This window comes from Pseudomonas sp. QS1027 (genome assembly GCF_002814235.1).
In the GTDB taxonomy this organism is placed as follows: Bacteria; Pseudomonadota; Gammaproteobacteria; order Pseudomonadales; family Pseudomonadaceae; genus Aquipseudomonas.
In genome coordinates this window covers 155,562-178,264 of record NZ_PHSU01000015.1, presented here as the reverse complement: position 1 = coordinate 178,264, position 22,703 = coordinate 155,562, and the positions used below count along the sequence as shown (strand labels likewise).

19 protein-coding genes and 1 pseudogene are annotated in these 22,703 nt (G+C 63.2%); 7 read left to right on the top strand and 13 right to left on the bottom strand.

Features of this window, described 5'->3' with window-relative positions; genetic code table 11:
• The first annotated feature begins 32 nt into the window (after window positions 1-32).
• Window positions 33-356 carry a hypothetical protein gene (locus CWE01_RS15040; RefSeq protein ID WP_100941324.1) on the top strand — a complete coding sequence of 108 codons (324 nt, stop codon included), beginning with the start codon at window positions 33-35 and terminating at the stop codon, window positions 354-356.
• Between the two features lie 97 nt (window positions 357-453).
• Complete coding sequence (locus CWE01_RS15035) at window positions 454-1,206, top strand: YkgJ family cysteine cluster protein (RefSeq protein ID WP_100941323.1); 753 nt, start codon at window positions 454-456, stop codon at window positions 1,204-1,206.
• Window positions 1,207-1,292: 86 nt separating this feature from the next.
• Here CWE01_RS15035 and CWE01_RS15030 read toward each other — a convergent pair whose 3' ends face one another.
• The 9 genes and pseudogenes from CWE01_RS15030 to CWE01_RS14995 all read right to left on the bottom strand — a co-directional run bounded on the left by CWE01_RS15030 (window position 1,293) and on the right by CWE01_RS14995 (window position 9,939).
• Entirely contained in the window at window positions 1,293-2,324 is a 1,032-nt protein-coding gene (locus tag CWE01_RS15030; RefSeq protein ID WP_371315575.1) for a methyl-accepting chemotaxis protein, read from the bottom strand.
• 270 nt (window positions 2,325-2,594) lie between these two features.
• Window positions 2,595-2,876, bottom strand: a pseudogene (locus CWE01_RS34295) (PAS domain-containing protein); the annotation flags it as partial.
• Between the two features lie 182 nt (window positions 2,877-3,058).
• Entirely contained in the window at window positions 3,059-3,301 is a 243-nt protein-coding gene (locus CWE01_RS15025; RefSeq protein WP_100941321.1) for a hypothetical protein, read from the bottom strand.
• An 85-nt stretch (window positions 3,302-3,386) separates the two neighbouring features.
• Window positions 3,387-4,367 carry a fimbrial protein gene (locus CWE01_RS15020; protein WP_100941320.1) on the bottom strand — a complete coding sequence of 327 codons (981 nt, stop codon included), beginning with the start codon at window positions 4,365-4,367 and terminating at the stop codon, window positions 3,387-3,389.
• Window positions 4,360-5,142, bottom strand: a complete 783-nt coding sequence (locus CWE01_RS15015; RefSeq protein WP_100941319.1) for a molecular chaperone — start codon at window positions 5,140-5,142, stop codon at window positions 4,360-4,362. Before CWE01_RS15015 ends, CWE01_RS15020 begins: the two co-directional genes overlap by 8 nt.
• Window positions 5,139-7,718: a fimbria/pilus outer membrane usher protein gene (locus CWE01_RS15010; RefSeq protein WP_100941318.1), complete on the bottom strand. Its 2,580-nt coding sequence runs from the start codon at window positions 7,716-7,718 to the stop codon at window positions 5,139-5,141. Before CWE01_RS15010 ends, CWE01_RS15015 begins: the two co-directional genes overlap by 4 nt.
• Window positions 7,719-7,835: 117 nt before the next feature.
• Window positions 7,836-8,576 (bottom strand): molecular chaperone, encoded by a 741-nt coding sequence (locus CWE01_RS15005; protein ID WP_100941317.1) that lies wholly within the window; start codon window positions 8,574-8,576, stop codon window positions 7,836-7,838.
• 63 nt (window positions 8,577-8,639) lie between these two features.
• A complete protein-coding gene (locus tag CWE01_RS15000; RefSeq protein ID WP_100941316.1) occupies window positions 8,640-9,197 on the bottom strand; it encodes a fimbrial protein in 558 nt (185 codons plus the stop codon).
• A 415-nt stretch (window positions 9,198-9,612) separates the two neighbouring features.
• Window positions 9,613-9,939 (bottom strand): hypothetical protein, encoded by a 327-nt coding sequence (locus CWE01_RS14995; protein WP_100941315.1) that lies wholly within the window; start codon window positions 9,937-9,939, stop codon window positions 9,613-9,615.
• Window positions 9,940-10,239: 300 nt separating this feature from the next.
• Here CWE01_RS14995 and CWE01_RS14990 point away from each other — a divergent pair, with 300 nt between their 5' ends.
• The 5 genes from CWE01_RS14990 (at window position 10,240) to CWE01_RS14970 (ending at window position 18,132) form a co-directional block, all read left to right on the top strand.
• Window positions 10,240-11,403, top strand: a complete 1,164-nt coding sequence (locus CWE01_RS14990) for an efflux RND transporter periplasmic adaptor subunit (protein WP_100941314.1) — start codon at window positions 10,240-10,242, stop codon at window positions 11,401-11,403.
• Window positions 11,400-14,495, top strand: coding sequence for a multidrug efflux RND transporter permease subunit (locus tag CWE01_RS14985; RefSeq protein ID WP_100941313.1), 3,096 nt, complete (start codon window positions 11,400-11,402; stop codon window positions 14,493-14,495). Before CWE01_RS14990 ends, CWE01_RS14985 begins: the two co-directional genes overlap by 4 nt.
• 9 nt (window positions 14,496-14,504) lie before the next feature.
• Complete coding sequence (locus tag CWE01_RS14980; RefSeq protein ID WP_100941312.1) at window positions 14,505-15,185, top strand: heavy metal response regulator transcription factor; 681 nt, start codon at window positions 14,505-14,507, stop codon at window positions 15,183-15,185.
• The gene (locus tag CWE01_RS14975) at window positions 15,175-16,539 is read left to right on the top strand and encodes a heavy metal sensor histidine kinase (protein ID WP_100941311.1); all 1,365 of its coding nucleotides are present in this window, start codon (window positions 15,175-15,177) and stop codon (window positions 16,537-16,539) included. Before CWE01_RS14980 ends, CWE01_RS14975 begins: the two co-directional genes overlap by 11 nt.
• A 150-nt stretch (window positions 16,540-16,689) precedes the next feature.
• Entirely contained in the window at window positions 16,690-18,132 is a 1,443-nt protein-coding gene (locus CWE01_RS14970) for a diguanylate cyclase (protein WP_100941310.1), read from the top strand.
• 148 nt (window positions 18,133-18,280) lie between these two features.
• On the opposite strand, the gene lpxC is transcribed toward CWE01_RS14970, so the two are convergent.
• The 4 genes from lpxC to CWE01_RS14950 all read right to left on the bottom strand — a co-directional run bounded on the left by lpxC (window position 18,281) and on the right by CWE01_RS14950 (window position 22,703).
• Complete coding sequence (lpxC, locus tag CWE01_RS14965) at window positions 18,281-19,192, bottom strand: UDP-3-O-acyl-N-acetylglucosamine deacetylase (RefSeq protein ID WP_100941309.1); 912 nt, start codon at window positions 19,190-19,192, stop codon at window positions 18,281-18,283.
• Between the two features lie 112 nt (window positions 19,193-19,304).
• The gene (gene ftsZ, locus CWE01_RS14960) at window positions 19,305-20,498 is read right to left on the bottom strand and encodes a cell division protein FtsZ (RefSeq protein WP_100941308.1); all 1,194 of its coding nucleotides are present in this window, start codon (window positions 20,496-20,498) and stop codon (window positions 19,305-19,307) included.
• A 55-nt stretch (window positions 20,499-20,553) separates the two neighbouring features.
• The gene (gene ftsA, locus CWE01_RS14955; protein ID WP_100941307.1) at window positions 20,554-21,819 is read right to left on the bottom strand and encodes a cell division protein FtsA; all 1,266 of its coding nucleotides are present in this window, start codon (window positions 21,817-21,819) and stop codon (window positions 20,554-20,556) included.
• Between the two features lie 14 nt (window positions 21,820-21,833).
• Window positions 21,834-22,703: a cell division protein FtsQ/DivIB gene (locus tag CWE01_RS14950; RefSeq protein ID WP_100941306.1), complete on the bottom strand. Its 870-nt coding sequence runs from the start codon at window positions 22,701-22,703 to the stop codon at window positions 21,834-21,836.

Sequence of the window (22,703 nt, the reverse complement as noted above, 5' to 3'; positions counted from 1 at the left end):
CCCTTGCCCGCCGCCCTTGAAGGAGACCTGTCATGAAAGCCTTCACCCTGCTCTTCATCAGCCTCGTCACCCTGGCCAGCCAGGCCCAGGCCGCCAGCCCCGACGCCTGGGCGAACTATCGCAAAGCCGTGGTTGCCAGTTGCACCAAGGCCAGCAAACTGAAAAACGTCAAGCCCGTGGGCAATCCCGCGCAATTCGACGACAAGGTCGGCTACACCGCCCTGCTGCTGCACGGTCGCTATCCCCAGGCGCACATGAAGAACCAGCCGGGTACCGAATTGTGCCTGTACAACAAGAAGAGCAAGAGCGCCGTGGTCACCGAATGGGACTCGGTCATGCCCGCCCGCAGCAACTGAGTGGCTGGCGCATAACTTGCTTTGACCCAAGACCATACGGTGAAACAAAACGGAATTACGTCACCGTCCCTGCCCTTGTCCTTCGGTCGGTTCCCCTATGAGCACCCACTTTTCCTGCGTCGGTTGTGGCAAATGCTGCACCGATCACCATGTGCCCCTGACACTGGCCGAAGCCCGGCAATGGGCGGCGGACGGCGGCCAGGTGATCGTCCTGGTCGAGGCCTTTCTGGCCGACGGCCTGGGCCAGCCGGAACAGCAACGCGATCACGTGCTGCGCCGCTCCTGGGGCGTGCCCAGCGGTCACGCCGAAGCCCGTATCGCCATCACCTTTGCCGCCTACAACGTGGGCCCTTGCCGGAATCTTGACGAAGACCAGCTCTGCCGGATCTATCAACGGCGGCCACTGGTGTGCCGGATCTATCCGATGGAAATCAACCCGCATATCCCCTTGCGTCCCGAGGCCAAGGATTGCCCGCCGGAAGCCTGGCAGGACACACAGCCGTTGCTGATCGTCGGCGGGCAGTTGCAGGACCCGGAACTGGTGCGACTGATCGAAGCCTCGCGCCAGGCCGATCGTGACGATATCCAGGCCAAGGAAGGGATTTGCGCACGGCTGGGGATTCACACCACGGCACTCAAGGGCGACGGCTTCACCGCCTACCTGCCACTGATGTCGGCGTTCGCGGAAGCGATTGACCAGGTGCAACAGCTGACGCACTGGCCGGCGGCGAGCGAGTGGAGCTTTCATGTCTCGGGCCCGACTATCGCCGGGCAGTTGCAGGCCGAGGGGGCTCGAGTGGTAAGTGAAGCGGCGACCACCTATGCCTTTATCCCCTTGCAGGCGGTCTGAGGACGATCTACGGCGAAACGCAGACCTGTAGGAGCAGAGCTTGCTCGCGAAGGGGCCCTCAAGGACGCCAAAAGCTCCGCTCCCACTCAGCAGCGCTTGCGCCAGAACTCCTGGGCCAATGAACGCAGGTCGTCCGCCAGCCCCGCCACATCCCCCGAACTGAGATGACTCTGCTGGCCGACATGGACCAGCGCCTCGCAGGCATTGCGGATGCTGACGATATTGCGGTTGATGTCCTCGCTGACGGTGCTCTGCTCTTCCACCGCAGATGCGATCTGCTGGCTCATGGCGGTAATCCGGCTGACCCGCTGGCTGATCCCGGCCAGGGCATCGGCGGCCCGCTGGACCTGCTGCACACTGGCCTCGGCCTGCTGGCTGCTGTTCTGCATCACCTCCACCGCATTGCGCGCGCCGCCCTGCAGGTTGCTGATCATGCGCTGGATCTCGTTGGTCGACTGCTGCGTGCGCTGGGCCAGCCCCCGCACTTCGTCGGCCACCACCGCGAAGCCGCGGCCCTGTTCCCCGGCACGGGCGGCCTCGATGGCGGCATTGAGCGCCAGCAAGTTGGTCTGGTCGGCAATCCCGCGGATCACTTCCAACACGGTGGAAATCTCGGTGCTATGACTTTCCAGGTGCAGGATCACCTCGGTGGCCCGCGTCAGTTCATTGGCCAGACGCAGCACCGCGCTGCGGCTTTCCCCCACCAGTTGATGACCTTCGCGGGTTTCACTACCGACCTGCTCGGCTACCTCGCAGGCCTGCTGGGCATTGCTGGCGACCTGGGCCACGCTGGCGCTCATCTGCTGAATCGCCGCCGCCACCTGATCGGTTTCGGCCTGCTGATCCAGGGTGCTGGCATGACTGCTTTGAATATGCCGGGCCAACGCCTGGGCGTGCCCGGACAGACGCAGCGAAGCATCGCCGATACGCCCCACCACCGCACCGACCTGGGCCTCCAGCATGTTCAGGGCAAAGCCGATCTGGCCGAACTCATCGCTACGGCCGGTGTAGATCGCCTGGCTCAAGGGGTTGTCGGCGATCTCCCGGGCCCGCGCCGTCAGTTCGGCAAACGGACGTAGCGCCCAGTGGGTTAGCCCGCCGACCAACAAGGAGCCCAGGGCCCAGAGCCCCAGCTCGACCTCCAGCGGCTGCCCGGCAAAACCGTGCCCCAGCGCCAGGACAACGGCAAAGGTCGCGCTGGCCTGCACCCAGAGTCGGTTTTGCACACGCAGGCCGGGCAGGCGCTGACGCCAGGGCAAGCGTCCGTTGCGCAACCAGGCGTACCAACGCTCGGCGGCCTCGACCTGCGCGGCGCCGGGCCGGGTCCGCACCGACTGGTACTCCACCGTCTGGCCGTCGCGGGTCACGGGCATGGCGTAGGCACTGACCCAGTAATGATCGCCATTCTTGCAGCGATTCTTGACCAGCCCCATCCATGAGTGCCCACCTTTGAGGGTTTGCCACATATGGGCGAAGGCCTCGGCGGGCATGTCCGGATGACGCAAGAGGTTATGCGGCGAACCCAGCAGTTCCTCGCGGCTGTAGCCGCTGATCCTGATGAAGTCAGGATTGGCGTAGGTAATCGTGCTGTCCAGATCGGTGGTCGAAAGGATGTTGGCCTCAAAGGCGACGTCTACATTTCGTCCGGTGATCGGGAGATTGATCTTCATGGAAAGCGCGCTCAGAGAGTAAGAGGAGTCGGCAGGGCGTCGACTCTAAGCGCACGGAAAAGCAAAACACTGATCTAGCTCAGGGTCTTGGCATTTAGCCATCTTCATGACAGTTCAACGACAATCCCCTGTTTTTTGGCGCCAATCTGCCGGCTATGGCGCCCATATGGACAGCGCAAGACTCAGCGCTTGCCCATCGACCGACGCGTACCATTCGGCGCGCGGCCCGGTCTCTCGTGATGCCCGTCCTTGCCACCTTTCTGGTACCAGGTCTGGCCGGCCTTTTTCGCCGCGGCGAATTCAGCGGGGTTGAACGGAAAGCTGAAGGCCGGGACGGCGGGCTTTTCGCTGACCGCAAGCTCAGCCTCGACCACAGGCTCGTCACCCGGGTTGGCGGAAACGGACGGTTGTTCAGGGGAAGTCATGGAAGCTCCGAAAAGGCGGGACGGATCAGGTCGAACCGAAAGACCGCAGTATACCTGAGCGCCCTGCCCGCGCCGCCGCCAACGGTCATTTATAGAACAAATCGACCACCACCCCGGCCGAGAACGGCCCGGCCTTGGGTCGATCGCTGTTCCACACCAGCTCGGCATCGAAGCGTGCCATGGCTGCCCGGGTTTCGCCCAGCAGGTCGGCCAGGTGAAAGGAGCGGTTGTAGGGAATCCCCATGCCGCCGTCCGCCCGGACAATCCGGATGCCCACGCCATCATTGCCCTGGGGAATCAGCAGGTCCCCGGACACGCTGCCCGACACCGGCTTCAAGCGCGCATCCAGGCTGAACGCGGTGTCGCAGGTTCGGCTGGTGTGCAGGGCAAACGGGCGACGGGCAGCGACCTGCCCCATGACCACCCGCTCGATGGCGACCCGGCCGAAATCGACGGTCTCGGGAATCACCTGCAACTGCGCATCACAGGCAACGAAGCGCAGGCCGGAAAGGTTGTTGATCACGTAATTGAGCGAACGCCCAGCCGCGCCCGGTCCGGCATTCCCGTCCAGCTGGAACAAGCGGTAGTCCAGCAGGTTGCTGGCCACCCCCGAAGGCGGCGTCGGCCCGAATTTCTCGATAAACACCGAGAAGGCCAGGTTGAAACTCAACGGCGGACACGTCCCCTCCAGGCACCCCGGCACTCGCCGCCCGGTCGCGATGCGTCCGCTGCTCTGGCGATGATCGACACCGTCATGGGTCAAGCCGGCGCGGATGCCCTGGCCGATCACCTGGCCGGCCGGGTTGAGGTAGATAAATACGTCCTCGTCACCACCCTGGGGGCTGTCCCTGACGCAGTCGACCGCCAGGTTGAGCGGTTCCGAGCGCCAGATCACGCTGCCATTGGGCGACGAGGCCGGGATCGCGACCGTGCTGCCCAGGTCGGCGTTGACCAGGGTCGCGCCGCTGCCCTGCAACGTGCAGGTCAGGGCAAAGGCGCTGGTCGGGCTCAAGAGGCCGAGCCACAGCAACGGACGCAGCCAGGCACGGCAAGCAAACTTAGTCATGGGATGAAACCTTCTGTTCGGATTGGGCGGGGTCGGCACTCAGTGAGGCGTTGAACGGCGTGCCGAAAGCCGGCCGGGCGCGATAGGCGCGCTGGCCGCCGTAGTCGGTCAGCGCCTTGAACTGCAGGTGCTGCGCAGGGGAGCGGACGAGGATCAGTTCCCGCCGCTCGCCCGGCGGAACCAGCAAATCGTCCCCCTGACGCGGGGAGGCACCCTGGCGGGGCTCCTCGATTTGAATATTCAGCAGGGCGGCATGGAACACCGTGGGGTTCTCTACCCGCAGCCGATGGACACCACTGTCGTCGCGCACCAGCGTCCAGTTCAGGTGTTGCGGCGTGGCCGCCGGATCCCCCGGCAGCCCCGGCGGGCGAAACAGCACATTGATCCGTTGGCGGATCGCGATATTCAGCAAGCCGTCGCCCGGGCGGGTGCGGGGAATTTCCAGCACATAGAGGTGCAGCAGCGACTCACGCCCCGCCGGCATGCCCAGCCCTTCATACATCAGCCGCAAGACCTGGCGCCCCTCCGGCGCCAGTCGCGACAGCGGCGGGGTCAACACAAAGGGCAGGTTCACCGACGGCTCCGGCCCCTCGTTCGCGTCGCTCAACCAGGCCTGCAACAGGACCTCCTCCGTCCCACGGTTGCGGGCTTCGATACTCACCTCGCGAAAGCGCCCGTCGAACACCAGCCGCGTGCCACTGAGGGACACCGCGGCCTGTAACGGAGCAGCGGCGAACACCCCCAGCAGCAACGCCAGCACACTCAAGCGTTTCACTGGCACACCCCACGGATTCGTTCGTAGGTCCGTTGCGGGTCCTTGGGTGGCAGCGTGAAGGAAAACTGGCAGCGCCGATCCGACCAACTGACGCTCAGCACGCCTTGCTCCTGCTCACTGAGCACCAGCGCGCGACTGCTCGGATCGACCACCGCCAGGGTTCGGCCGGCGGCGTCCTGGACACTCGCGCCGAGGGGAATCGGGCTGCCATCGGCCTGGCTCAGCTCGAACTGCACGCGCCGTCCGGCACTGGCCTTGAAGGTTGCCAAAACCACCGCGCCACGCCGTGGAACCACCTGGGCGATGGCGTTATCCACCTCGACATCGGCCCCCAGGTCGCGGGTATCCAGGCTGATCCAGTTGGCCCGGTAAGGCTGCGCGTAAGGCACCACGGCATAACCGTTGGCACCGGTTTCGACACCGGCGAAGTTGTTGAAGCGGGCACCGCTGACGCCCGGCACCTGCGCCAGCACAAAGGTGTCGCCCAGGGACTGGCCGAGGTTGATGCCACCGCCATGGGCCACCAGCGAACCCCGAGCCCCAAGGTTCCAGCTGTTGAAATCACGCCCATGGCTGTAGCCGGCCTCGAAACGCCCGACGGACGTGGTGCTGTTCACGCTGGCCGAACCCGCTCCGGCACCGCTGCCGTCGTTACCGGCGAGCACCGAATAGAAGGTGTCGCGACTCTCTGGCAGCCGCCCGGTCACGCCGGCCAGGGCACTGGAACCGCCCTCGCTGTCGCGCACCCCGGTAAACGAGGCGCTGGTCGCCCGGTCAGGACTGCCGAAGGGCATCGATAGGGTCAGGGTCAGTTGATGGTCGGTACCGGCCTGGCCATTGATATCCGTGACTTCGGCGCGGTCCAGGGACAGGCTGTAATTGAGATCGCGCCAGTAGCCGCCGTAGGTCACGTTGTACTGCCGGGATGTGCCGGGCAGGTCCCAGAAGCGCTGCTCCAGGGCCGAAACGCTCAAGGTCCCGGTGCCCAGTGGCTGGCTGAGGTTGAGATCCACGCGATCCCTGGCCCGCCCCGGCAGGATCAGGCCGGGCTGGCTGCGCTCCTGCACATGTTGGTCGAACGTGCGGTATTGCTCGCTGGAATAGCGATAACCGGCGATGGCAAAGGTGGTGCTGGTGGCATTCAGGGTATTGGCATAACGCAGGCGTACGCTCTGCCCGGCCAGGTCAGTCGCCGGCTGGCGACTGATCGAATGGGTCAGGTCCGCCGAAATCGCCCCCAGCCCGGTATTGACCCCCGCCCCCAGGTTGCTGGCCTGGTAATCCCCGGCCAGTTGCAGGCCACCATAGCCGGTCAGGTGTTCGGTCAGGCCGTAGATCAGGGTGGTGCTGGTAAAACCGGGGGTCTGGTAACCGCTGCTGTTGCTGTCGTATTGCCCGGCTTCGACGCTGTAGCTGAAGGTTCCCTCGGGCACCATGATCGGCAGGGAGGCGAACGCCTGGGTAAAGGTGCGACGCCGGCCATCGGCCTCGATCACCGTCACCAGCAGATCGCCATTCGAACCGCTGGGGTAGAAGTCGCGGATTTCAAACGGCCCGGGCGCCACGTTGGAGCTGTACAGCAAGTAGCCGTTCTGGCGGATTTCCACCGTCGCGTTGCTTTCGGCCACACCGCGAATGGTCGGCGCGTAGACACGTTCGCTGTCCGGCAGCATGCCGTCGTCGGTGGCCACCTGGACACCGCGAAACCGCACGCTGTCGAAAACCCGTGAATCGGTATAGGTCTGGCCCAGGGTCAGTTGGCTCTTCCAGGCGGTCAGGTCGCGCTGGGCGAAGGTGCTGTTGCTGCTCCAACTCGCCGATTGATCGGTGCCCTGCAACAGCGACGACTGGTTGCGCAGGCGCCAGTCACCAAGGTTCACCCCGTTGTTCAGGCCCAGGTAGTAGCTGTCGGTACGAATCCCGGTGACCTCGCGACGGTTACCGAGAAAGCTGTAGTCGATAAAAGCGCTGTTCACCCCACGGTCCCACAACTGCGGCGAGATGTAGCCACGGGCGCTGCGGCGCAAGGCAATCTGCGGCACGCTGATGTTCAGTTGCAGGCTGTTGGGTTGGTAGTCGACGCTGGCCTGATCCAGTCGGCGCCAATCGAAGCACTGTCCGGGCGCCGTGTCGTCGCTCAACACCCCGAGGCTGCGCAGACGCTCCAGGTCCAGCCCGAGGTCGTCGAGTACCGGCAAGGTCAGGCACGGCTCGACCTGGCCGGTCGCGGCGTTGCGGGCAAACACCAGGTCCCGGCGCGCGCTGAGGTTGCGATTGAGGTAGATGTCCACCCGGTAGGTTCCCGGCGCTACGCTGTTGCCTTCGAGGAAGGCCTTCAGGTCCGCCGACTGCTCGCCGCCGTGGATAAAAGCGGTATTGAAGCGAGGTCCCTGCCCGCTTTCATCCCCCGACGGCTCGGCAAAGGCAGCGCCCGGCGCAATCAGCGCCACCCCCAATGACAATTTGAAGCCCCAGGGGCCGCATGCTTTCTCAAGCAGGGAGCGCACCCAGGCGCCGCCGCTGCCATGACGTGATAATGCGAGAACTTCCTTTGTTCGCTGATAAAGCCAATCCATGTGCACCTTCACAATACGATAACTTGAAGTGTGTTCCAGACGGATTCCTTCCGCCCGCACAATGCCCTGACCTGCGCGGGGTCCGGCATCGAAAAACTCGGATAACGATCTAAGACGCTAACTGCCCAGCGGTTGCGCCTGGCCCTGGGTCCAGTCGCCCGAGGACAACCGATAAGGCACCAGCGCCCCATGGTCGTTGATGACACTGAAATTCAGCTGGGCGTTCTGGGCCTGGGCATGTTCCTGCAGGTCATAGTCGGCGGACTGCCCCGGGGCCAGCATCGAGTTCTTCCTGCGCAGGACCCGATGCCCGCCGGACAGCAACTGAATGTCCACCAGCGTCACATGATAGGGCCCGGTATTGACCACATTCAGCACGCCACCACGGGGCAGGCTCCAACGCAGTTGCGTCGGCGCCTGCTCGACCTCCTCATTGAGCCGGCCAGGACGGTAGAACAGCTTGATGCGCTGGCGGATACCGATCTGCAGGACATTCTCCCGCTCGCTGGCCTGGGGAATTTCCTGCACGTTCAACCAGAACAGCGACTCGCGGTCCGCCGGCATCGCGGCCCCGGAATGAATGATGCGCACCGTCTGCCGCCCGCCCGACGGCAATTGCACCAGGGGCGGAACCACCACAAAAGGCAACACCTCGGCCACCTCGCCCTCACCCTCGGCTTCCAGCCAGGACTGCAGCAATATGCTCGAGGAATTATTGTTCAGTACACTGAGTACCGCTTCCTTGTCTTGCGCCGGATACACCACCCGTGTCGTATTCAACACAATACCCGCCCGCGCATCGGCTCCTATCGACATTGCCAGGACAATGCCGATCATCGGAGCAAAAACGTTCCGCATGTGAACTACCCATTTCAATGAAAAAAGAACGGAGCTGTGCAAAGCCCCGTTCAAGAAAGCCACTTAGTTATAAGTCAGGACAAAAGGCACGGTGCCTGTTGCGGCACCGGGGACCGTGGCCACACCGTTCTTGACGAACACCGCCCGCAGGGCCAGTTCGCCGCGCGAGCCGGTACCGCTGGCCTCAAGGACGCCATCAATGGTGTCGGTGGGATCCTGGATGTTGAGGAAGGTGTCGCTTTCGCGGCGTACCAGGCCGATGCCGACGCCCTTGGCGGCCCCGGCGGTGGTCAACAGGTAAGGATCGTTGGCGTCGGTTTGTGATGGCCGGAACGACATATGCACGGTGTTCTCCGCCGCCGGTTGCAGGCAGGTCACCACCAGGTCGATGTCTTTTGCGGTGCCCAGTCGCGAGTCGGTGCGGTTACCGATATCGGCAAACGACACACGGCCCAGGTCCACCGGAATGTTATCGGCCGAACCGCCCCCGGAAGACACTTCACAACTGGTGTTGGTCAAGGCACCGGTAAAGTTCAGCGTGCCATTGTTGGCGGCCTGTGCGGTAGTGATTGCCCCCAGGGTTGCCGCCAATAAGGCCAGGGTCATAGATATTTTTTTCATGCGAACACAATCCTTCGAGTTAATTCGTTTGCACCCATTACTTGGGTGGCGAGCACTATAGACCCGAAGAATTTATTACGCTGTAAGCCCTTCTCGACTGGAAAACTAAGAGCACGCTTACAAAGAGGAACGCCGATACTGTCAGAGCCCGGCGTCATTCAAAACCCCAAGAAAAAAGAACAATAACTGTTTAACGCTCACACTCTTTCAACGAAACAACCTATCGTTAAAATACAACTCTCCAGCACACTGACATTACTTTGATATCCTGCCAAACAGCTGCAAACAGTACCCTTTTTCCGGTATGACCAAGTGGCGGGCCTGCGCGCTCGTGCAGGCCGCCGGATTTTTACCTGTCCGGCAGCCCGTCTATACACACAACCGGCAACGGCGGGTGTTTGAGCCCACGTACAACTTAGTTGTACGTGATGGTGACCACGCCTTGCGTTGCCGACTGCCGCGTCGCGACACTCGACGCCAGGGGCTGATAGCTGGCGCTAAAAGGCACCCGCCCACCGCGACAGGCGTTGACCGCTGTATCGACATTCAAATTCACTGCGGAAGAGACTTTGAGCAATCGGCTATCGGGCCCGAAATGACCGGTTGCCGGTGTCCCGACTTCGCAACCGGACTCCACGATCGCCCCGGAGAACCTGATCTGACCGGTATTGTTCGCCGCTTGCACGTTGAAACTGCCGGCCATCAGCACCAGCACACTGAGACTTATTATTTTCCCGTTCATTTCCAACACTCCCAAAGCAGGGTCGGTATTAACCAGTAAAGATCACGACGGGCCTATGCACCAGAAAACAAAGAATCATCCGTAGGATATATCAATAGTGTTTGTACGCCCGTGACACTCTTTATCGTTATCGGCCAAAGCGATAGCGGCTTTAATAGCCGGGCGTGTTATAAAACGGACGGTTTTCTGACAGCCCTGTCAGGTAGCCGTCACCTTGCTGACCCGGTTGGGGGGTTATAAAGGAGCTACTGTTCTGCCAGCATTCACCTTCCTATCCCTTTGTCCCGGCGTCCTGACAGCATGCGTATCCCGAAGAAAACCGCGTTGATCCTTGGCCTGGTGGTCCTCGTGGCCGCTGCCGCGACCTGGACCCTGACCCGAGCCCCCAAGGCCAAACCCACGGCCAACACCGCCGTGCCGGTCACGGTGGTCAGCGTGGTCCAGCAGGACGTGCCGCGTTATGTCAGCGGTATCGGTTCGGTGCTGTCGCTGCACAGCGTGGTGATCCGCCCGCAGATCGACGGCATTCTCACCAAGCTGCTGGTCAAGGAAGGGCAACTGGTCAAGGAAGGTGACCTGCTGGCGACCCTCGACGACCGTTCGATCCAGGCCAGCCTGGCGCAGGCCAAGGCCCAGCTGGCGCAAAGCCAGGCGCAGTTGCAGGTGGCGGAAGTCGACCTCAAGCGCTACAAGTTGCTGACCGTCGATGACGGCATTTCCAAGCAGACCTACGACCAGCAACAAGCGCTGGTCAATCAGTTGAAAGCCACCGCCCAAGGCAACCAGGCGGCGATTGCCGCGGCGCAGGTGCAACTGTCCTATACCCAGATCCACTCGCCGGTCACCGGCAGAGTCGGTATCCGTGCCGTGGACGAAGGCAACTTCCTGCGCATGAGCGATGCCCAGGGCCTGTTCTCGGTGACCCAGATCGACCCGATCGCCGTGGAGTTCTCCCTGCCCCAGCAAATGTTGCCGACCCTGCAAGGCTTGCTCAGCACTGTCCCGCCGGCGCCGGTCCGGGCGTTCCTCGGCGACGACGGGCATAGCGGCCTGCTGCTCGGCGAAGGTCACCTGACCCTGATCGACAACCAGGTCACGGCGGGCACGGGGACCATCAAGGCCAAGGCCGAATTCAGCAACAAGGGCCAGAAACTCTGGCCGGGCCAACTGGTGAACATCAAGATCCAGACCACCCTCGAGCGCAACGCCCTGGTGGTGCCGCCCGTGGTGGTCCAGCGCGGCCTGGACAACTACTTCGTCTACCGGGTCAAAGGCGACGGCGTGGAAGTGGTGCCGGTGCAGATGGCCTACCAGGACAGCGACCTGAACATCATCACCGGCGTGCAGGCCGGCGATGTGCTGGTCAGCGACGGCCAGTCGCGGCTCAAGCCGACGTCGCGGATCGAAGTGCAGGGCCAGCCGAAAATAGCTGACCGCCAGGCCGCCGTGGAGTCCAAGCCATGATCAAGGAAAGTCGCGGCGTTTCAGCCTGGTGCATCGACCATCCGGTGGCGACCATCCTGCTGACCTTCGCCCTGGTGCTGCTCGGGGCGATCGCCTTCCCGCGCCTGCCCCTGGCGCCGCTGCCGGAAGCCGAGTTCCCGACCATCCAGGTCTCCGCCCAGCTCCCCGGCGCCAGCCCGCAAACCATGGCGTCCTCGGTCGCCACACCGCTGGAAGTGCAATTCAGCGCCATCCCCGGCATGACCCAGATGACCTCCAGCAGCGCCCTGGGCACCACCACCCTGACGTTGCAGTTCACCCTCAGCAAAAGCATCGACACCGCCGCCCAGGAAGTCCAGGCGGCGATCAACACCGCCTCGGGCAAGCTGCCCAAGGACATGCCGACCCTGCCGACCTGGCGCAAGGTCAACCCGGCCGACAGCCCGGTGCTGATCCTCAGTGTCAGCTCCAGCCAGATGCCCGGCACCGAACTCAGCGACTACGCCGAAACCCTGCTGGCCCGTCAGCTCAGCCAGATCGACGGCGTCGGCCAGATCAACATCACCGGCCAGCAGCGCCCGGCCATCCGGGTCCAGGTGTCGGCTGACAAGCTGGCGGCCATCGGTCTGACCCTGGCGGACGTGCGCCAGGCGATCCAGCAGACCAGCCTCAACCTGGCCAAGGGCGCGCTGTACGGCAAGTCGAGCATTTCTACCCTGTCGACCAACGACCAGTTGTTCCAACCGGAGGAATACGACCAGTTGATCGTCTCCTACAAGGATGGCGCGCCGGTCCAGCTCAAGGATGTCGCCCGGGTCATCCGCGGTTCCGAGGACGCCTACGTACAGGCCTGGTCCGGCGACGAACCGGGGGTCAACCTGGTGATTTCCCGCCAACCGGGGGCCAACATCGTCGAGACCGTGGACCGCATCCAGGCCGCCCTGCCGGGCCTCGAAGCCATGCTGCCGGCCTCGGTGCAGGTCAAGGTGCTGATCGACCGGACCCAGACCATCCGCGCCTCGCTGCATGAAGTGGAAATGACCCTGCTGATCGCCATCCTGCTGGTGGTGGCGGTGATGGCGCTGTTCCTGCGCCAACTCTCGGCGACCCTGATCGTTTCCTCGGTGCTCGGCGTGTCCCTGGTGGCCAGCTTTGCCCTGATGTACGTGATGGGCTTCAGCCTGAACAACCTGACCCTGGTGGCGATCGTCATCGCCGTCGGCTTTGTGGTCGACGATGCGATTGTCGTGGTGGAAAACATCCACCGTCACCTCGAGGCCGGCGACGGCATGCGCGAAGCGGCGATCAAGGGCGCCGGGGAGATCGGCTTTACCGTGGTTTCCATCAGCTTCTCGCTGATCGCCGCATTCATTCCGCTGCTGTTCATGGGCGGCGTGGTCGGCCGGCTGTTCAAGGAGTTCGCCCTGACCGCGACCTCGACCATCCTGATTTCGGTGGTGGTCTCGCTGACCCTGGCCCCCACCCTGGCCGCGCTGTTCATGCGCGCGCCAGTGCATCACGAACATTCGAAACCGGGCTTCGGCGAACGCCTGCTGGCCGTCTACGAGCGTGGCCTGCGCCGGGCCCTGGCGCACCAGAAAACCATGTTCGGATTGTTCTGCGTGACCCTGTGCCTGGCCATCGCCGGTTATGTGTTCATTCCCAAGGGTTTCTTCCCGATCCAGGACACCGGCTTTGTCCTCGGCACCACCGAGGCCGCCGCCGACGTGTCCTTCGCCGATATGGTGGCCAAGCACAAGGCCCTGGCCGAGATCGTCGCGGCCGACCCGGCGGTGGAAGCGTTCTCCCATTCGGTGGGGGTGTCCGGCAGCAACCAGACCATCGCCAACGGCCGTTTCTGGATTGCCCTCAAGCCCCAGGACCAGCGGGATGTGTCAGCCAGCGCATTTATCGACCGGATTCGCCCGCAACTGATGAAGATTCCCGGCATCGTGCTCTACCTGCGCGCGGGCCAGGACATCAACCTCAGTTCCGGCCCGAGCCGGGCCCAGTACCAGTACGTGCTCAAGAGCAATGACGGCGACACGCTGAACACCTGGACCCAGCGCCTGACGGAAAAACTGCGGGCCAACCCGGCGTTTCGCGACCTGTCCAACGACCTGCAACTGGGCGGCAGCATCACCCATATCAACATCGACCGCAGCGCCGCGGCGCGTTTCGGCCTGACCACCAGCGATGTCGACGAAGCCCTCTACGACGCCTTCGGCCAACGGCAGATCAACGAATACCAGACCGAGATCAACCAGTACAACGTGATCCTCGAACTGGATGCCGCACAACGCGGCAAGGCCGAAAGCCTGAACTACTTCTACCTGCGTTCGCCGCTGACCGGCGAGATGGTCCCGCTCTCGGCCCTGGCGCGTTTCGACGTGCCCACCAGCGGCCCGTTGTCCATCAGCCATGACGGCATGTTCCCGGCCGCCAACCTGTCGTTCAACCTGGCCCCTGGCGTGGCCCTGGGTGACGCGGTGCTGCAACTCAACCAGGCGAAGAACGAGATCGGCATGCCGGCCTCGGTGAACGGTTACTTCCAGGGCGCGGCCCAGGCCTTCCAGAGTTCCCTGGCAAGCCAGCCGTGGCTGATCCTCGCGGCGCTGGTGGCGGTCTACATCATCCTCGGGGTGCTCTACGAAAGTTTCGTGCACCCGCTGACGATCATTTCGACCCTGCCGTCCGCCGGTCTCGGCGCACTGATCATGCTCTGGCTGCTGGGCCAGGACTTCTCGATCATGGCGCTGATCGGCCTGGTGCTGCTGATCGGCATCGTGAAAAAGAACGGCATCCTGATGATCGACTTCGCCCTGGAAGCCCAGCGTGGCGGGCTGTCGCCGGAGGACGCGATCTACAAGGCCTGTATCACCCGGTTCCGGCCGATCATCATGACCACCCTGGCCGCCCTGCTCGGTGCCCTGCCGCTGATGCTCGGCCACGGCACCGGCGCCGAATTGCGCCAACCCCTGGGGATCGCCGTGGTCGGCGGCCTGCTGGTGAGCCAGGCGCTGACGCTCTTTACCACCCCCGTCATATACTTGTGGCTTGAGCGGCTCTTCCATCGGCCGACACCGGCGCCCGCGCCGGCGATCACACTCTGAGGCGGGTTCATGCGCGTTCTGATTATCGAAGACGAAGAAAAAACCGCCGACTACCTGCACCGCGGCCTGACCGAGCAGGGCTACACCGTGGACCTCGCCCGGGATGGCGTCGGCGGTCTGCACCTGGCGCTGGAAAGCGACTACGCGGTGATCATCCTCGACGTGATGCTGCCGGAGCTGGATGGCTTCGGCGTACTCAAGGCGCTGCGCGCGCGCAAGCAGACCCCGGTGATCATGCTCACCGCCCGCGAGCGCGTCGAAGACCGTATTCGCGGCCTGCGCGAGGGCGCCGACGATTACCTGGGCAAACCCTTTTCCTTCCTCGAACTGGTGGCCCGCCTGCAGGCCCTGACCCGGCGCAGCGGCGGCGGCCACGAGCCGGTGCAGATCAGCGTCGCCGACCTCTGGGTCGACCTGATCAGCCGCAAGGCCAGCCGCGCCGGCGTGCGCCTGGACCTGACCGCCAAGGAGTTCTCGCTGCTCAGCGTCCTGGCCCGGCGCCAGGGCGAGATCCTCTCCAAGACTTCCATAGCCGAGATGGTCTGGGACATCAACTTCGACAGCGACGCCAACGTCGTCGAAGTGGCGATCAAGCGCCTGCGGGCCAAGCTCGACGGGCCGTTCGAACAGAAATTGCTGCACACCATCCGCGGCATGGGCTACGTGCTGGAGAGTCGCGGTGCCCACTAACAGCATCGCCCTGCGCCTGAGCCTGCTGTTCAGCGGCGTGGCGCTGCTGGTGTTCCTGTTGATCGGCTGGGCCCTGTACCAGCAGGTGGGCAAAGGCCTCGGCCTGCTGCCGGAAGCCGAACTGGAGGCGCGCTACAGCGTGCTGCTGTCGTCGCTCAATCGTGACAGCACCCTGGACCACTGGGCCAAGGTCAGCGCCAAGCTCAAGCAGTTGGGCGAAGAAGACAAGCGCATTCGTTTCTGGGTGGTCAGCGGCGATAGCAACTACGAGTACGGCGCGCCCGACGCCCTGGTTCGCACCTTTGCCGAAGGCCCCGCGGGCATGCGCGACCTGCGCTTGCCGGGGCACGCCTACCCCTTCAAGGTGCTGGTCAACGCCCTGGCGGCCAAGGGGCCGCGCCCGCCATTGAAGTTCCTGATCGCCATCGACACCGAAACCTTCCGGCAGACCCAGCACCACCTGCTGATCGCCCTGATCGGCTTGGCCATCATCGGCATCGCCCTGGCGTCCGCGCTGGGTTACTGGGTGACGCGAATCGGCCTGAAACCCTTGATCAAGCTGTCCGAGGAGGCGCAGAAGCTGGCCCCGCCACGGCTGTCCGGGCGCCTGCAGTTGTCACCGCTGCCGCCGGAGCTCAGCCAGTTCGTCAACTCCTTCAACTCGACCCTGGAACGCGTCGAACATGCCTATTCGCGCCTGGAGTCGTTCAACGCCGACGTCGCCCATGAACTGCGCTCGCCACTGACCAACCTGATTGGCCAGACCCAGGTGGCCCTGACCCGCGGACGCTCGGCCGAGCATTATTTCGAGGTCCTGCAATCGAACCTCGAAGAGCTGGAACGCCTGCGTTCGATCATCAACGACATGCTGTTCCTCGCCAGTGCCGACCAGGGCAGCAAGGCCACCAAGCTGATCAGCGCCTCGCTGGCCGGCGAGGTGGCGACCACCCTGGACTACCTGGACTTCATCCTCGAAGACGCCCAGGTCCAGGTGCGGGTCAGCGGCGATGCCCAGGTACAGATCGAAATCGCCCACCTGCGCCGGGCGCTGATCAACCTGCTGAGCAATGCGGTGCAGCACACGGTGCCGGGGCAGGTGATCGTGGTGCGCATCGAACGCGAGGGCGAGCGGGTCGCCATCGGCGTGTCCAACCCTGGCGAAGCGATTGCCGCCGAGCATCTTTCGCGGTTGTTCGAACGCTTCTACCGGGTCGATGCCTCACGCAGCAACAGCGGCGCCAACCACGGGCTGGGGCTGGCGATCGTCAAGGCCATCGCCCTGATGCACGGCGGCGACGTGTTCGTGCGCAGCCGCGATGGGATCAATACCTTCGGCCTCTACCTTCCGGCCTGAAGCGCTCCTGGGACAAAACACCACAGGCCGGTCGCTCGAGACTGGCCTTTTTCTTGCGTGGGCCGTATACATGCGCCAATAACCCGTACGTTCGAGAGTGCCACCATTCCTCACGCCCCGGCAAAGACCGTCAAGCCGCAAACCTTGCTGATGCTGGTCAGCGGGATGACGGTGGTCGCCATGCTTGCCATCGTGATCTTCCTGCTGATCCGTGAGCGCGACAGCGCCACCGAGGCCGCCGCACGCTCGGCGAACAATATCGTGCAGTTGATCGACGCCGATGTGTTGCGCAACATCGAGCTCTACGACCTGGCGCTGGAGGGGCTGATCCAGGCCTCGCAGCGCCAGGACCTGCTCACGGTTCCCGCCGAGGTCCGTCATCTCGCGCTGTTCGACCGGGCGTCGAGCACCTCGCACAAAGGCGACATCCTGTTACTCGACCGACTGGGCAATGTGATCGCCGACTCTTTATCGGTCACCCCGAGGGCCGAGAATTTTTCCGATCGCGAGTATTTCCAGTCCCACGAGAGCGACCCTGACCCGAGACTGATGATCAGCCATCCGTTCAAGTCCCGCCGGCCCCCGTATCCCTGGCTGATCAGTTTCAGTCGCCGGGTCACCTCCGCGGATGGCGAGTTCCTCGGCGTGGCCGCAGCCGGGATGCGCCTGAGTTACTTCGACGAACTGTTCATGAACCTGAGCGTCGGCAAAGGCGGCTCCATCAGCCTGGTCAGCACCGACGGCACGCTGCTGTCCCGGCAAACACCGTTGCCCGACGAGCTGACCGGCCAGAACTTCAGCAACTACCCCAACTTCATCCGGATCCTGAAACAAGGCAACGGCAGCTTCAGCGCCACCTCGGGGATCGATGGCAGCGAGCGGCTCTATACCTTTTCCCAGGTGGGCGAGCTACCGCTGATCGTGATCGTGGCCCAGTCCGCCGACGAAGTCTATGGCGCCTGGAAACGCACGACCCGCCTGGTCGGCCTGGCCACGGGCGTGCTCTGCATCGGCCTGCTCTGGCTCAGTTGGCTGTTGGCCCGGGAGCTACGCCGACGTCAGCGCGCCGAGCAGGAGCTGGCGCAACTGGCCGCCACCGACTCGCTGACCGGCCTGGCCAATCGCCGGGCGCTGGACCAGACCCTGGCGACCGAATGGGCACGGGCTCAGCGCTCCGGCAAACCGCTGTCGCTGCTGATGATCGATGCCGATCACTTCAAGGCCTTCAACGACCGCCATGGCCACCCGGTCGGCGACGAGGCCTTGCGGCGGCTGGCGCAGGTGATCAGTGACAACATCCGGCGTCCTGGCGACATGGCGGCGCGGTATGGCGGCGAAGAGTTTGCCGTGGTGTTGCCGGAAACCGATGAGCTGGGGGCAATGAGCCTGGCGCAAAAGATCAGGACGGCCATGGCCGCACTGGCGCCCTTCAAGGGCGACCGGCAGGCGATCACCGTCAGCATCGGCGCCAGCACTGCCTCGCCGCCCAGCGACGGCACTGTGGAGCAACTGCTGCGCAAAGCCGACCAGGCGCTGTACCTGGCCAAGCACGAAGGCCGCGACCGCGCGGTGCATACCAGCCTCGATCACTAGCAAGCCGCGTAAAAGCCTTGCATGGCGCTCAAGCCCTGCACTGACTGACTACCCGACCGCTTTCGCGAGCAAGCCTGTTCCTACAGGAACAGGCATAAAAAAAGCCGCCCGGGGGGCGGCTTTCAAATACAACAAAAGGAGAGAGTCGTTACACGGCCGCAACGGGACGCATGTAAGAGATCGGCGCGGTGCTGGCGTCTTCGAAGGTCACCACTTCCCAGGCATCTTTCTGCTCGATGAGCTTACGCAGAAGCTGGTTGTTCAGGGCGTGACCGGACTTGAAGCCTTTGAACTCACCAATCAGGCTATTGCCCAGCAGGTAGAGGTCACCGATAGCGTCGAGGATCTTGTGTTTGACGAATTCGTCTTCGTAACGAAGGCCGTCTTCGTTCAGTACACCGTCCGAATCCACCACGATGGCGTTTTCCACGCTACCGCCGAGTGCGAGGTTGTGCTTGCGCAGGTACTCGATATCACTCATGAAACCAAAGGTCCGGGCGCGGCTGACTTCTTTTACGAACGAAGTGCTGGAAAAATCCACGCTGGCACTCTGGATGCGGTCACGGAACACCGGGTGATCGAAATCGATCTCAAAGCTCACCTTGAAACCTTCGAAAGGCACGAAAGTGGCGCGCTTGTCGCCGTCTTCCACTGAGACTTCACGAAGGATGCGGATGAACTTCTTGGCTGCGTCCTGTTCTTCCAGGCCGGCAGATTGAATCAGGAATACGAAGGGTCCAGCGCTACCATCCATGATCGGGACTTCGGACGCGGAGAGCTCGACGTAGGCGTTATCGATGCCCAGGCCGGCCATGGCCGAGAGCAAGTGCTCAACCGTGTCCACCTTGACGTCACCGTTGACCAACGTGGTCGACATCGTGGTTTCACCGACATTTTCCGCGCGAGCAGGGATCTGCACGACAGGGTCGAGGTCGGCACGACAAAACACGATACCGGTGTCCACAGGCGCTGGCTTGAGGGTCAGATAGACCTTCTCGCCGGAGTGCAGGCCGACACCTGTAGCACGGATAATATTTTTCAGGGTGCGTTGTTTAATCATGGCATGGGCCGCTTCAGCGCAAATTGCGAACAGGTATCAACAAAGGCTGGCGATGATAGCAGACCAGGCCTTTGCTGAACACCAATCACCCTAATACTCCTGATACATTCCATCAATCGGCCTGGCGACGCAGGAAAGCCGGGATATCCAGATAGTCCAGGTCATCCTGCGGGTTCATCTTCGCGGCAGTCGCAGCACCGGCCTGAGCCTGGTTGCGCATGACGGTCGGACGATCCAGGTCACGGTAGTTCACCGATGGCAGCTCATGACGCGCCGGGGCTTGCGTCTGGGCGGCAGCCGATTGGCTGGTTTGCAGCGTATTGTCGATGACCTTCACAGGCTTCTCGATACGCGCACCCAGGCCGGTGGCGACCACGGTCACGTGCAGCTCGTCGCGCATGTCCGGATCGATAACGGTACCGACCTTGACCATGGCGTGCTCGGACGCGAAGGCTTCGATGATGCTACCCACGTCGGAGTACTCACCCAGGGACAGGTCAGGACCGGCGGTGATATTCACCAGGATGCCGCGCGCGCCTTGCAGGTTGACGTCTTCCAGCAGCGGGTTGCGAATCGCCGCCTCGGTCGCTTCACGTGCACGGTTAGGACCGCTGGCGCAGCCAGTGCCCATCATCGCCATGCCCATTTCGCTCATCACGGTACGGACGTCGGCGAAGTCGACGTTGATCATGCCCGGACGCTTGATGATGTCGGAGATACCGCGAACGGCACCGGCGAGTACATCGTCAGCCTTGGCGAAAGCCGACAGCAGGCTGGCGTCCTTGCCCAGGATGGTCAGCAGCTTCTCGTTGGGAATGGTGATCAACGAGTCGACGCTTTCGCTCAGCGCGCGGATGCCTTCATCGGCGATCTGCATGCGCTTGCGGCCTTCGAACGGGAACGGACGGGTCACCACCGCAACGGTGAGGATGCCCATTTCCTTCGCCACTTCGGCAATGATCGGGGCCGCACCGGTACCGGTACCGCCACCCATGCCGGTGGTGATGAACACCATGTTGGTGCCTTGCAGCACTTCGGCGATGCGCTCGCGATCTTCCAGAGCGGCCTGACGACCGACTTCCGGATTGGCGCCAGCACCCAGGCCCTTGGTCACGCCGGTACCCAGTTGCAGGATAGTCCGCGCGCCAATGTTTTTCAGGGCCTGGGCATCGGTGTTGGCGCAGATGAACTCGACGCCTTCAATGTTGCTCTTGACCATGTGGTTAACGGCGTTGCCGCCGCCACCGCCTACGCCGATAACCTTGATTACCGGACTTTGTGGGACGTTGTCTACGAGTTCGAACATGTTCCCTCTCCTTTCATTCTCTAGTTTTTTCGCCTACTTCTACTGCTTTGAAACTTTAAAAGTTGCCCTGAACCCAACGCTTCAAGCGCTCCAGCACAGGTGCTTTCTGTTCTTCATCGCGATAGTCGTTTCTGTTGCCGCCGTTGTAGCCGGACAGGGAAATGCCGTCCGACTGCTTTTGCAGCCCGTACAGCAACAGCCCTACCCCAGTTGAATAGATCGGGTTGCGGACCACGTCCGACAGCCCTTTGACGCTGTGCGGCACGCCCAGGCGCACCGGCATGTGGAAAATCTCTTCGGCCAGTTCGACCGCGCCTTCCATCTTCGAGGTACCGCCGGTCAGCACGATGCCGGCCGGAATCAGGTCCTCGTAGCCGCTGCGACGCAGCTCGGCCTGGATCAGGGTGAACAGTTCGTCGTAGCGCGGCTCGACCACTTCGGCCAGGGCCTGGCGCGACAGTTCGCGCGGCGGACGGTCGCCGACGCTCGGCACCTTGATGGTTTCACCGGCACCGGCTAGTTTCGCCAGGGCACAGGCGTAGCGGATCTTGATCTCTTCGGCGTACTGGGTCGGGGTACGCAACGCCATGGCGATGTCGTTGGTCACCTGGTCGCCGGCAATCGGGATTACCGCGGTATGACGGATCGCGCCTTCGGTGAAGATCGCGATGTCGGTGGTGCCGCCGCCGATGTCCACCAGGCACACGCCCAGCTCTTTCTCGTCGTCGGTCAGGACCGAGTACGCCGAGGCCAGTTGCTCGAGAATGATGTCGTCGATTTCCAGACCGCAGCGACGCACGCACTTCTCGATGTTCTGTGCCGCGTTGACCGCGCAGGTGACCACGTGGACCTTGGCTTCCAGGCGTACGCCGGACATGCCCAGGGGCTCGCGAACGCCTTCCTGGTTGTCGATCACGTAGTCCTGCGGCAGGGTGTGCAGGACCCGCTGGTCCGCCGGGATCGCCACGGCCTGGGCCGCATCGAGCACGCGCTCGAGGTCCGCCGCACTGACTTCGCGGTCGCGGATCGCGACGATACCGTGGGAGTTCAGGCTGCGGATGTGATTACCCGCCACGCCGACGAACGCCGAGTGGATCCGGCAACCGGCCATCAGTTGCGCTTCTTCTACCGCGCGCTGGATCGATTGCACGGTGGACTCGATATTCACCACCACGCCCTTCTTCAGGCCACGGGAAGGGTGGGTGCCGATACCGACGATTTCCAGCGTGCCATCGGCCGCGACCTCGCCCACCAGCGCCACCACCTTGGAGGTACCGATATCCAGCCCGACGATCATTTTGCCGCTTTGCACGTTTGCCATGGTCCTGCCTCTTCTTAATTCTTCGCAACGGCGGGTTTGGCCGTCACGGGTGCCACAGGTTCCCGCCATCCGACGGCCAGGCCGTTGGAATAACGCAGATCGATGCTGGCAATGTTCGTAATCTGTTCTTTCAGCGTTTTTTCATAAATGGCAATAAAACGGCGCATCTTCTCGACCAGATGGTCGCGGCCCAACAACAGCTCGATTCCCGGCCCCGCGCTGCCCGCGCCGGTGGTCAGAAACCAGCTGCCACGTTCACGCAGCTCCAGCCGGGCAATCGAGAAACCCAGCGGGCGCAGCATCTGACTCAACACCTGATACTGCTGCATCACCTGCTGCTGGGCCCGTTGGGGACCGAACAGCTGCGGTAGATGCTCGTAGTTCGCCAGTTCCCGTGGCGCGAACGCCTGGCCCTGGTTGTTCAACAGCGCCCCATCGCCCCAGCGGGCCACCGGCAATTGCTCTTCCAGGCGGATCACCACCTGGTCCGGCCACACACGCCGGACCTCGGCGTGGGCGATCCACGGCATGGTCTCAAGCTCCGCGCGCATGCTCGCCAGGTCGATGGTGAAGAAGCTCGACGCGACGTACGGCGCGATCCGCTGCTGCACCGCCTGCTGGCTGATGTAGCTCAGGTCGCCCTGCACGTTGATCTTGCTGATCGGCCGATCGGCATAGGGCAACAGGCGCTGGGCACCTTCGTAGGTGCCGAAACCCAGGGCCACCAGCAGCACCGGCCACATCAGGCGCTTGAAAATGCTGAAGTTGGCTTTCGGCAGGCGCACCGACATCGGCTCTTTAGCCACCATCCGGCTGGCACCCCGCGGCACCGGCTTGTTACGGCCGGGGGCGGGTGACTGATGACGAATCGATGCGCCTTGCAT

Bases quoted from the DNA above. Each gene is read 5' to 3' on its own strand.
- CWE01_RS15000 (WP_100941316.1), bottom strand. From the start codon at position 9,197: ATGAAAAAAATATCTATGACCCTGGCCTTATTGGCGGCAACCCTGGGG.
- ftsA (WP_100941307.1), bottom strand. From the start codon at position 21,819: ATGGCAAACGTGCAAAGCGGCAAAATGATCGTCGGGCTGGATATCGGT.
- CWE01_RS15035 (WP_100941323.1), top strand. From the start codon at position 454: ATGAGCACCCACTTTTCCTGCGTCGGTTGTGGCAAATGCTGCACCGAT.
- CWE01_RS15010 (WP_100941318.1), bottom strand. From the start codon at position 7,718: ATGGATTGGCTTTATCAGCGAACAAAGGAAGTTCTCGCATTATCACGT.
- CWE01_RS15005 (WP_100941317.1), bottom strand. From the start codon at position 8,576: ATGCGGAACGTTTTTGCTCCGATGATCGGCATTGTCCTGGCAATGTCG.
- CWE01_RS14980 (WP_100941312.1), top strand. From the start codon at position 14,505: ATGCGCGTTCTGATTATCGAAGACGAAGAAAAAACCGCCGACTACCTG.
- CWE01_RS14985 (WP_100941313.1), top strand. From the start codon at position 11,400: ATGATCAAGGAAAGTCGCGGCGTTTCAGCCTGGTGCATCGACCATCCG.
- lpxC (WP_100941309.1), bottom strand. From the start codon at position 19,192: ATGATTAAACAACGCACCCTGAAAAATATTATCCGTGCTACAGGTGTC.
- CWE01_RS14995 (WP_100941315.1), bottom strand. From the start codon at position 9,939: ATGAACGGGAAAATAATAAGTCTCAGTGTGCTGGTGCTGATGGCCGGC.
- CWE01_RS15020 (WP_100941320.1), bottom strand. From the start codon at position 4,367: ATGACTAAGTTTGCTTGCCGTGCCTGGCTGCGTCCGTTGCTGTGGCTC.
- CWE01_RS15025 (WP_100941321.1), bottom strand. From the start codon at position 3,301: ATGACTTCCCCTGAACAACCGTCCGTTTCCGCCAACCCGGGTGACGAG.
- CWE01_RS14990 (WP_100941314.1), top strand. From the start codon at position 10,240: ATGCGTATCCCGAAGAAAACCGCGTTGATCCTTGGCCTGGTGGTCCTC.
- CWE01_RS14970 (WP_100941310.1), top strand. From the start codon at position 16,690: ATGCTGGTCAGCGGGATGACGGTGGTCGCCATGCTTGCCATCGTGATC.
- CWE01_RS15040 (WP_100941324.1), top strand. From the start codon at position 33: ATGAAAGCCTTCACCCTGCTCTTCATCAGCCTCGTCACCCTGGCCAGC.
- ftsZ (WP_100941308.1), bottom strand. From the start codon at position 20,498: ATGTTCGAACTCGTAGACAACGTCCCACAAAGTCCGGTAATCAAGGTT.
- CWE01_RS14950 (WP_100941306.1), bottom strand. From the start codon at position 22,703: ATGCAAGGCGCATCGATTCGTCATCAGTCACCCGCCCCCGGCCGTAAC.